6 protein-coding genes are annotated in these 11,257 nt (G+C 37.8%); all 6 read right to left on the minus strand.

Features of this window, described 5'->3' with window-relative positions:
• Positions 1–12: 12 nt before the first annotated feature.
• On the minus strand, positions 13–3,174 hold the full coding sequence (locus BMX11_RS06380) for a SusC/RagA family TonB-linked outer membrane protein (RefSeq protein WP_090882921.1): 3,162 nt from the start codon (positions 3,172–3,174) through the stop codon (positions 13–15).
• 35 nt (positions 3,175–3,209) lie between these two features.
• Positions 3,210–4,250 (minus strand): DUF5007 domain-containing protein, encoded by a 1,041-nt coding sequence (locus BMX11_RS06385; RefSeq protein WP_175474488.1) that lies wholly within the window; start codon positions 4,248–4,250, stop codon positions 3,210–3,212.
• Positions 4,251–4,260: 10 nt separating this feature from the next.
• Positions 4,261–4,935, minus strand: coding sequence for a fasciclin domain-containing protein (locus tag BMX11_RS06390; RefSeq protein WP_090882618.1), 675 nt, complete (start codon positions 4,933–4,935; stop codon positions 4,261–4,263).
• Positions 4,936–5,085: 150 nt separating this feature from the next.
• On the minus strand, positions 5,086–6,684 hold the full coding sequence (locus BMX11_RS06395; protein ID WP_090882620.1) for a RagB/SusD family nutrient uptake outer membrane protein: 1,599 nt from the start codon (positions 6,682–6,684) through the stop codon (positions 5,086–5,088).
• 17 nt (positions 6,685–6,701) lie between these two features.
• On the minus strand, positions 6,702–9,695 hold the full coding sequence (locus BMX11_RS06400; protein ID WP_090882622.1) for a TonB-dependent receptor plug domain-containing protein: 2,994 nt from the start codon (positions 9,693–9,695) through the stop codon (positions 6,702–6,704).
• 931 nt (positions 9,696–10,626) lie between these two features.
• Positions 10,627–11,025, minus strand: a complete 399-nt coding sequence (locus BMX11_RS06405; protein WP_090882625.1) for a hypothetical protein — start codon at positions 11,023–11,025, stop codon at positions 10,627–10,629.
• Positions 11,026–11,257: the final 232 nt, after the last annotated feature.

Consider the following 11,257-nt stretch of genomic DNA (forward strand, 5'->3'; position numbering starts at 1 on the left):
CTGATTTTGATTTTAAAACTCAATATTTAAACCCAATGTAAATTGTCTTGGCGAAGGATAACCTCCAGAATCATCTCTACCTAAACTCGTTACGTTCTCGGGATTTGGCCCTGTGTAACGCGTTATAAAGCCAAGGTTGGCTGCAGTAGCGTTTATACTAACCCTGTTCATACCAAATTTGCTGGTAAACTTTTTATCAAAGATGTAGTATACTTTAACTGAATTTAATTTAAAGTAGGAACCATCTTCCTGAAAGGCCGTTTGATTCAGTCTGAACGGATCGATAATTCTTGAGCGTAAGAAATCTAAAGGATTTGCATAAGCGGCAACATCACCGTTTGCACGCCAATAGTTAAGCTGATCTAAAGGCACCAGGCTACCAAGAGAACCATAAGGTGAATAATAGTTACGCAACTGGTTGGCTAAAGGGTTGTTGAGAATATCGCGAACCAGGGTAAATGAAGTATTTACCTCCAAACTCCAGTTTTTCCACTGTAGGTAAGAAGTTATACCACCCGTTACCTGTGGCTGGGAATTACCAGCAATAACCCTATCATTAGCGTCGAGCACATAATTTCCATCAACATCGGTAAAAATAGGATCACCTGCTCTAAAATAATTTAAGTAGCCATTTCCACCTACTCGGTAAGGTAAACCTGTATTGGGATCAACCGGAACCTGTGCATTTGTAGAATAAACGCCTTTTGTATTAAACAAGTAATTAGACAACGAATTGGTACCCAAACGATAGTAAGTATCCTGACCTAAATCCTTGTCGTAATAAATCAGATCTCTTAAACCGTCAGGAAGTTGAGCCAATATTTCTCTATTGATGGCTAAATTCGCAGAGATTGTCCATTTAAACTGGCTATTGGGATTTAAAGGGCGCGCTGTAGTTTGAAACTCCCAACCATAGTTAACATTACTAATTTCGTTAGAGGCAACCGTTCCAAATGAATTCGCACTGGAAATATCTTTATATCTAAAAATATTATCGTTTTGCTTGTAGTAAGTATCAAAAACGAATGAAAAGCGGTTTTGGAATAAACTGAAATCAAAACCTGCGTTGTAAGTTGTTGCTTTGGTAGGTTGTAAATCCAGATTGGGTAACCTCTGTAAGTCCAGAATAATAGAATTGGCGTTATTGTAGCGACTTCCTCCTACATATTTACCATAGGCATCAAAAATACCCCCTACTGGCTGAATGTTTGAACCGTAACTTAAGCGGATATCTGCATAATCAATCCACTTTATGCTTTCCATAAACTTTTCTTTGTTAAAGTTCCATTTTAAGGCTACGGATGGATTGGCAATATATCTTGCGTTTGCTCCATTGGCAGAATTCGCATCTAAACGGTAATTAAGATCTAATACGTACCGCTGTCTGTAGTTGTAAGAAAATGCCCCGGCAAAAGCCACACTTCTCGCATCGTTGTAATCAATCGTTCCACCCAAAGAGGTTAAGTAATCAGTCATATTCGTCAAAGGACCTCTCAACTGGTCGTTAACACCCTTTTCATTTAAAATAGCATCAGCTTTAAAAAAACTAGAGTTAATTTCTGTAAAGGCGAACAAGTTAAAAGTATGTGAATCTTCTCCGGCAGCATCCTGCAAACCATATACATAGGAGAATTGACTACGGTTGTATAACTTGGTAGCGCGATCATTGTAAGTGTAATACTTAGATTGATTACCATTTAATGCCGCTGGCGAGAAATTATCCTTCGTGTTGGAGCTGTTGGTGTAGTTTAAAAACGTAGCAACTCTGAAATTCTTAAAAATTTCGTATTCTGCATTAATGGTGGCAAAAGTCTGCAACGTTTTATTGTCATTATCAGTTTGGAGTTGTGCCAGCAAGCCACTTTGTGCTGAGTACAATGAAGGTGAAGGCAACAATGTAGAGGCCGAACCTGTTGAGGCAAGACCGCTGTTTAATAAGCCATTTCCACTTCCTGTTTGTTGTTTTTGGATAGAGTTTTGTAACTGTCCAACCAGCTTAAATTTAGGGGTTGGGTTATACTGCATATTCATGTTCAGGTTATACCTGGAATAACCGGTATTTTCCTGGATCCCCGTCTCGTCATAAGCCCCTAACCCTACTTTGTAGTTAAAAGCCATATCCCCACCAGAAACACTTACGTTATGGGTTTGATTAAAGGTGTTTCTGTAAAAATAAGATTGCCAGTCTGTAGAGTTATTAAAATAGGCATTCAAACTGTCTGCTAATAGTGGGGAAGAGTTAATCAAATCAATGGCATGATTGTAAGTACTGTCATTTTGCAAAATCTGCGATATACGAAGTTGCCTTTCACCCTTTCCGCCAATAACCGTACGGAGTTGGGGAACCATAGAAAAGAATGCTGCACCATTGTAACGCACCACTGGCACTTTTGAGTTACCACGTTTAGTTGTAATCAGGATAACACCATAAGCTCCTCTGGATCCGTACAATGCAGTAGCTGCTGCATCTTTAAGAGTGGTAATATCTTCTATATCTTCTGGTGGGATTTGAGATATTGGTGATACACCCGGACCAGCCTGTTGAAATCCATATGAATAATTGGTATTATCATCAACAGGAACACCGTCAATTACAAATAAGGGAGAAGTTGGAGTTAAGAAACTAGAGCTTCCTGAGCCCGATACGTTAATATTTGAAATACCACGTAAGGTAATAGATCCCCTAAAACCTGGCGCTCCGGTATTGTTTTGAATATTAAGACCTGCCACTTTACCCTGTAAAAGCGACATCACATCACTTGCGGGCTGTCCTTGAATATCCTTACCAGATATACTTACGGTAGAACCTGTAGACAAGGTTCTGGTTTTGGTCTGGTATCCCGCAGTAACAGTTACCTCTTTAAGGGTAGTATTATCACCTTGAAGTGTTATACTTATATTGGCACGGCCGTTTACCTTAATAGTTTGCGTTACATAACTTAAATATTTAAAGGTAAGTTCTGCATTAGAGGGAACAGTTACCCTGAAGCGGCCATCTCCATCTGTCTGGCCCAAAACCTTGCCATTGCTTAAAATGCTTACGCCCGGCATGGTTTCCTTCTTTTTAGATTCGCCGTCGTAAACAGCACCTGAAACAGCAATTTGCTGTTGTGCAGAAGCAATATTGTGCAAACCAAAAATCAATAAAATTACTATACTGTAAAAATACTTCATGGGAAATATATTTTGTTTTGATTTAGTTAGTTTCATCAGTCGTTATCAAATTTTGGTTTGTCATTCTTGAACTGAAAGATTATTTCCCAATCGCCCTCCTCGTATATCTTAAAATTTAAGGCCAGATAACAATGTTGCAAAACGGCACCGAAAGCCTGTCTGTCAAACCTGAATACCACCCTTGCCGCAGCACCATCTAGTGTGGTAAATTTTGTTGGATATGCTGTTAACGGAATGGGGTAAGCGATATCGAATTTTACTTTGTTGGCGTCCTTAACCATGTTAAAACCATGTACTAAGTTGCCCCAATCGGTTAACGCAAACTTATTTGGATCAATAGCCTGGGCCAAAGTATCTACAAACTTGAAACTGATGCTATGCCCCGAGTAGCCTGGTGTGCCCTTTGGAATTTTGTTAAATACCACACGTACATCACTTGAAGTTAAAAACTGATTGGTTTTAACCCCTGTGATAAATATACTCGACGGGCTAATTGATGTGGTAGTTCCCTGCCCGGTAATCGGATCAAGCGGTGAAGGCTCGTATGGTCGCTCGCGCAGTGGGCTCAGGCGAAAATTTTGAAAATATTTTCTTCCTCCTGAATTTGACATTTCCACATCGAAAACATAACCAGAATCAGGCTGCGCTTTAATCATGTTGGAATTGGCTTCTGCCCACATTAAAAATTCGCCAGAATGCGGACGAATCTCGAATAAAGGGTGATTCTCAATTACACGTTTGGCTTCAATTTCTGCCAATGATTTTTCTGTACCATCATAGGCGGTTTTCCAAACTTTTACCGGGTATAATTTGGTGAGTTCTGGAGCAGGTTCACCACCAAAAGTGCGCATATTTACTATTTTAAAATCCAGCGGTCTGCTCGAATTTCCATAAGTAAAGTTGTTGGCAAACAAAGTACTTCTCCCTAAAGTTGGCTGATACAGATACTGGGTAAACTGACTGTCGTTAGCAATAGATAATCTGTTATCAGGTAAATTTTTCTTACACGATACCAGCATAAGCATGATGCCACATAGCATTACAAATGCGCTAAGTAAGTATTTATTCGTTTTCATCTTCATAAGGCTATTGGTCTAATCTGGCTGTAAATTCATCAAATCCAAAACTGTGTAATGGGGTTATGATATTGATGGTGGCATTATTAGTTTTAATGTTAACAGCGTTAGTATTGGTGGTTACCCAGTTAAGCCTGATGGTAGAACCATACATATCGCTGAACTCGAGCGTTGTTGCCCCGCCGTTAACAAATCCTGATGCATTTGATTTAACTGCCTTAATATGCATTGGGTAATCTGATAGTATGGTGTTTAAAGAAATACCATCAACATTTCCAGCATAAGCACTAGTTGTTTTGTTCCCCCTGATGATATACTTCGAAAGCATATATAAGAGTTGTATTGGTTGGGCAGTATTAAGATAGATAGGTGCCTTTCCTGCTGCTTTTCTGGTTTGGTTTAAATACTTTACCGAAGCGGCAAAGTTTTCGTTTACGGGTGCAAATAAGGTTACTTGCTGATTGGTTAATGAATCTTTCAGCAAGGGGAAACGATCCAATACCAGTAAAAGTGAATCAAAGGTATTGGGCTTCGATTTTAAATAATCCATCGCCGACCCGTTAAAGGACTGTACTGTATTGCTGTAGTCGTAATATGGCGAATCGCTTTTTTTACAGGCGCTAACATAAATGCCAAACAGGGCTAATAATAATACCAGACTGCGCTTATATAAATTCTTTCTCATCCGTATAAATTATTGAATTATATACATTGTTATTTATCGTATCATTGAGCTTTCAGGCTCGGTTTGTTTAAATGATGATAGATAATGGCTGGTTTGCTTATGCTAAAAAGCTATTTACATCATCAATCTTATTCATCATTCTTTTACTAATTATTGCCAATATGGATTTTGCGTAATCAGTGGGTTGGCATTGATCACATCTTGCGATACTGGCCAGTAAATGCCCCCGGCGTTCTCAAATTGTCTGAAAGTGAGTGGTGTACCATTTTTCCTAATGAAGGTTCCAGTAGAGTTTTTAAGCCTGTTGTATCTTACAATATCGTACCATCTCCAACCCTCAGCCATTAACTCTCTTCTACGCTCTTCAAAAATGGCATCAATCAAATCTTTGCCAGATGCAGGATCATAGGTAATTGGGCCTCTTAAATTGGCTGCTTTATTTAAGGCTGCAATAGCCTCATCTCTTTGTCCAAGTACTGCACACGCTTCAGCCCGAAGTAAAGTAACTTCCTCTATACGGCTAAAAAGCATAGTAGAACTAAATAGTGTTAAATCTCCAGAGGTTTGGGCCGTATAAATAACTTTAATCTTGTTAAAAATGGGTTGCTCGGAAGTGAAATTGTAAAAGTAATTTGTCCGGTATAAGCCGGTAACAGGATTAAAACTGAACCTTAAATCTCGTGGATCTGTAAATATTTTAATAATACTATCCTTTGGAACAAACATTTCCGGTTGTGCCTTTGGAATGAAGGGTGATGCCAGGGTCAATTGCTCAATATGTCCATTTGCCGTTGATAAACCATTACCTGCTTCAAAAGGAAAACCAACTAATACAGTAGCCCGTTTAAAGGCAAATGGGCTGTAATAATTTAGATTTTCTGTTAGGGCATCCATTTCTAAATACACGATTCCATTAGAACCACTTCCGTTAGATCTGGTATAATTATCCAGCACAAATTTGGTATAGGTTGCCGCATCCAGGTAATTCCCTTGCCAGGCCGCAATGTGAGCTAAAATAATATAAGCAGATAGTCGGGTAAATATGTTCCCATTCCAGCTGGCCCAGCCTGCACCATAATAAAGTCCGGGCAGGATTGGATCATCACCTCCATATTTGAAGGGCACTACTTGCGCCGCAGCCAGTAACTCTGCTGTAGCAAACTGTAAAACCTTTTCTCTGCTCGTTCTCGGTAGCTTAATAAAATCTCCGTCATGAGAGGAGGTTAGCAATGGAACATCTCCCCAAATTCTTACCATGTAGAAATAGGCAAATGCCCTTAATATTCTGGCTTGCGCTATATCTACATTGTTATTAATTGTTGTGTAACGAGAATCTAAAGATGAAATCTGTTTAGAACGTTCGATAAATAAACTTGCTGCATTTACTACAGCATAAAATCTACGCCAGTTTGTAATCCGGTTAATTACCGGATATTGTGCATTTAATTGCCCTGAAACTATAGATTTTAAATCTGCACGGTTAGTAATCTGAAAATCGCCCTGTCTTAAATCGCCCATTAACCAATGGGTATTATCAGAAACAGTAGCCGAACGCATTAACCCATACACCGAAAGGAGGTTTGCACGCGCATCTTCCAGTGTTTTCCAGTTGCTTTCTTCGGTAGCTAATCTTGTTGATTGTACATCTTCAATTTTCTTGCAGGAAAAGTTACTTATACCAATTAGGGCAAGTACTAAAGCAAGGCTAACCGACCTGTAGATACTGATTTTATAATTAGAATAATTCATATCAATTTGGTAATATTTTATAAATCCAGTTTGAATCCCAAAACAAACGTTCGTGGAATAGTGATATTTGCTCCATCGTAAATTCCATTGTAGTTGATCAGTTCTGGATCTACTCCTGAAAAATCAGTTAATGTAAATACGTTTAAGGCTGTAGCATATAAATAAGCTCTTCTAAATTTCCCACCTGCCTTTTTAAAGAAACCTGCTCTACTAAAATCATAACCTACTGTAACCGATCTTAATTTAACATAGGAGGCATCCTCCAAAAACAGATCCTGATCGATACGGTAAGCATCAACGGGGCTCCATGGGTTGTATACCGGATATTTTTTCTCATTATCGAATGATTGCCATGAAGAAACTTCTTTAACAGAGTTGATATCATTCCCTGCTTCCCGGTTCACAAAACCATATCGGGTTGCTTCATACTGATTAATTGCTTTTTGTCCGGCTGCGAAAATGAAATTTAAGTTCAGATCAAAATTTTGATAAGAAATGGTATTATTCCAGCCGCCAACAAATTTGGGTAACCTATCCCCTGTTAGGACCTTATCTTTGCTATCTACCCTGTTATCATTATTGTAATCAACCCATTTTGGATCTCCGGCTTTTAAAGGAATTCCATTAAAAGTTCTACCTACGGGTACTTCAGAATCGCTGTTATAAATGCCTTCATTGGTATACAACCAATAACTTCCTACAGATTTACCAAGGGCTAACTTGTTATCATTCTGATAAATTAATTCGCTTAAGCCCTCTGGCAAAGCCGATAATTTATTCTTATTATAACTAAGATTCAAACCTGTACTCCAGTTTAAACCATGCTGTTTTTGCAAAACAACGCCATTAACCAAAAGCTCAACGCCTTTATTGTTGATGTTCATGCCCGATTTATATTCTGTGGAATAGCCGGTTTCTACCGGTACAGGCAAACCAATCACATTGTTTTTATCTTCGCGGTTGTATACTGTTAATGCCGTATTAATGCGGCTATTTAAAAAGGAGGCATCCAGGGTTACACTTGTTCTATCGCTAAATGGCAAGCTAATGTTATAACCAATAAAGCCACTGTTATATGGCCTGTTAATGCCCAGTAGACCACCATATCCTGGTATAGTAGGTTCTTCCTCCCAGCCATTTTCCGAGCGGTACTGTGGCCCCGCAGCAAAGCGGTCATCTTGAAAAATCCGCAGAGTTCTACCCCACGATGCACTTAAATGTAAAGCATCAATAGATCTGCTTTCTTTTAAAAACTGTTCTTTTAAGTTTAAGTTCGCATTAAATGCCGGAGTAGTTACCCAGCGGCTGTCGGGCTGGCCATTAGAAGTACCATCTCTTCTTAATAGCGCACTTAGGGTAAGTAAATTTTTATAAGCATATTTAGCAGAGCCATAAAAAGACATTAAATTATTTCGCTCCTTGTCGATATACCTGAACACATAAAAATCACCTTTAGCCAATACATTTAAGTAATCTGGATTTTCAATCCCGCTGATGGTTGGTCGGGCATCTACAAATGATAATTTCACATAATCATTCGGCCCATTGTATGCTCTGGCATAGTTATATTTATAGGTATCGCCTTGTAAGCTTTGACCCAGTTCCAGGTCAAGGGTATGATTTTTATTAATCTCATATTGATAACTAACACTGTTATTGATGGATACCCTTTGGCTGTAACCGAAGTAATTAGACACATAACTTATCCCCGCCAGCAAAGTTGAGGGAATAAAATAATCTCTAACGCCTTCATTGTAATTAAATAGGCCAGTGCTTGATATCACGAACTTATTAACCTTTGCACTTAAGGTTAAACTTCCGTTTAATACCGTAGACCGGTTATTGTCTACATTTCTATCATTTTGAGTGAGGTATGCAGCGTATGATTCTGCATTTGGAGAAAGTGGGCTGCTTAAATCGGGAATGTAGCGCGTTTCCGCGAAACGATCACGTAAACTTTTGTTCCTTGTGCGGTCTAAACGTGCAGTATTTACCGTGCTGGATACGGTAAGCCATTTAAAAGGTGCCATGTTTATGCCGAAAAATAAGTTATACCGGTTAATTCCAGTATTATCCGCATTCCCGGCATTCTTTGTTCCAGAACCAAAAAATCTAAAATTAGCTCTTTCAGTACCGCCAGTAATACCTAAATCAGCAGAAAAAGTTGGTGAATTTTGATAATATAAATCTGTCCAGTTAGATGGACCAAAATAATCAACATTGGTAGAATCCCTTAAATAAGATGCTGGACTACCAATAGGATTGTATTTCTGATAAAATTGATTTCTGAAGTTGTTTTCATAGGCTCCGTTAACTGTATTCACTTGTGGAGCGGTTACATACCCGAAATAAGAATTTAAACTAATGTCTCTAAGGCCGCCCTTTGCATTTTTGGTTGTAATATATATAGCTCCATTTGCTGCATTGGGCCCCAACTTAGCCAATTCAAAAGGATCTTTGATTACGGTTATAGACTGGATATTATTGATATCTATCTGAGATAACAAATTGGTTGCAGGCCCAATCCTATTGTAATCGTACTTTTGAACATCAAATGCAAAAGGATTATCGGCCACCAAAGGAACACCGTTAAGGTATATAGCAGGCTGTAAGGCATAAATATCTTTCTTATTAAAAAGTAAACCTGATGCACCCTGAACAATCATACTTTGCTCTGTTCCTGGCTCACCATTAGGCTCCTGAACATAAACACCGGCCAGATTACCTTTAACAATTTGCTGCAATGACAAATTAGGAACGGGTGCTGCAGAACGGATATTAATGGTATCACGAACTGTTTTAAATTTCTGCAATGCCTTAATCATTTGCCCGATGGTATCGGTTTTTACTGAATAGACCGACAAATCTTTTTTAGACTTAGTGGTATCCTGTTGAAAAACAAAATAGCGCTTATCGATAGTGCTAAGCCATGCTTTATGGGCATATAAAGATTGTAATCCAAAAACAGATAAAAACAAGGCAATACAAACGCTTGTATAAATTTTAACCATTTTATTAGTTTAATTAAGTTTTTAGTATTTAAAGAAGAAAATGCTAGCCCTAAAATTGAACCGGTATTTAAGTGTAGTTGAACTTCTTGGGCATGGCGATGCCTGGGGACAAAGCGTAAATTTTTTGAACATAGAGATTAGGTTATGATTAGTTTATAATATTAATAAGCCCTTACAGCCTATGTATTTGGTGCTAAGTAAAAGGGATTACCGCTTAAAGATTACCCGATATGTGAACATATCTGAACTTCTTGGCCACGGCGCTGCCTGGGGACAAAGTGTGTGTGTTTTGAACATAGAGATTAGGTTACGATTAGTTTATAATGTTATACCAGTCAATTCCGACCAGTATTTTAGTTAGTTTGTTGCCATCAACATCTTGGTTAGAGATGCTTTTATTTTATATCACACAATGTATTGTCTAGTCAGAATCAATAAATTGCTTTGGTTAATGTTCAATAAAATATTTTAGTTTTCCTTGTTTGTTGATACAAGGTATAGATAAGAATTAAGCAATTTTATTTTTTCTTAACGCAAACGTTTGCTTAATTTTCAGCATATTAAAGCATGTAATTAAATGATTAACAGCTTGTACAAACAAGATAGAGAACAATACAATACCATTTCACACCACAGGTTACTGCACAAAAGCCATTTATAACGAGATTACCATCAAATAGAATTTACTTTACAAAAAACTGGCTTCACAAATTATATTGTGTGTATTTTTTTAATTGCCAGAAAGACCAAAAGTAAATGAATGCAAATGGCTTATCTTTTTTTTAAGCGCAAACGTTTGATTTTTAATAAAACCCTGAAAAACAATATATTAACAAGCGTATAATTAAAAGATATTTTATACGCTGACGAGAAATTCTAAATAGATGTTAACAGAAAATAACAGGCATTATTGGTGTTTTATCCATTAGGTTTAATATTGTAGTTTAGGCTTGCCATTTTCGCAAATTACCCCTGTAGGTGGAATAATAATACTGCAAGGTGAAATCACTCCCCACTTCTGGTTATATTGATATTGATGCGCTGAGTATAGCTTTATGAGATCTAAAAAGGCATTTACATCAATTTTGGTAGAGTAAGCAATATAAGAAGCCGGCCCGCCACAAGCTCTGGACCCGATTGATGTAAAAGTCCAGTCCTTTGCATCCTCACAATTTGTACTTAATGAAAGACGCTGAATTTCGGCATATTCTTCCGCTAACTTTTGTTCATCGCGCTCTTTATCCCTCAGCTCGGCAGTATCCTTACATGAAAAAATAATGACTATAAACGATAGAATTATCAATTTTGACTTTTTGACGAAGGTTTGCATAACTACTGGTTTTATTTACAAAACGTTTAGAAGTTGGATTCTGCTACATTAAAAAATCTAAAAGAATTACTTAAACTAGTATTACACAAACCAATAGGATCAATTACACATAAATTATGGGAAAAATGCCTTTAAACTTGTTCAGCCAGGGCTTATTTTAAAACCAGCAAAGCAGGCATTTGCATAACATTAGCCATAGTTATATATTCGTTTAAGGAGCGTTAATTTAGAT

This window comes from Pedobacter rhizosphaerae, from assembly GCF_900111155.1.
GTDB classification, from domain to species: domain Bacteria; phylum Bacteroidota; class Bacteroidia; order Sphingobacteriales; family Sphingobacteriaceae; genus Pedobacter; species Pedobacter rhizosphaerae.

Coding starts and splice junctions, on each gene's coding strand:
- BMX11_RS06380 (WP_090882921.1), bottom strand. CDS start 3,174: ATGAAGTATTTTTACAGTATAGTAATTTTATTGATTTTTGGTTTGCAC.
- BMX11_RS06385 (WP_175474488.1), bottom strand. CDS start 4,250: ATGAAAACGAATAAATACTTACTTAGCGCATTTGTAATGCTATGTGGC.
- BMX11_RS06390 (WP_090882618.1), bottom strand. CDS start 4,935: ATGAGAAAGAATTTATATAAGCGCAGTCTGGTATTATTATTAGCCCTG.
- BMX11_RS06395 (WP_090882620.1), bottom strand. CDS start 6,684: ATGAATTATTCTAATTATAAAATCAGTATCTACAGGTCGGTTAGCCTT.
- BMX11_RS06400 (WP_090882622.1), bottom strand. CDS start 9,695: ATGGTTAAAATTTATACAAGCGTTTGTATTGCCTTGTTTTTATCTGTT.
- BMX11_RS06405 (WP_090882625.1), bottom strand. CDS start 11,025: ATGCAAACCTTCGTCAAAAAGTCAAAATTGATAATTCTATCGTTTATA.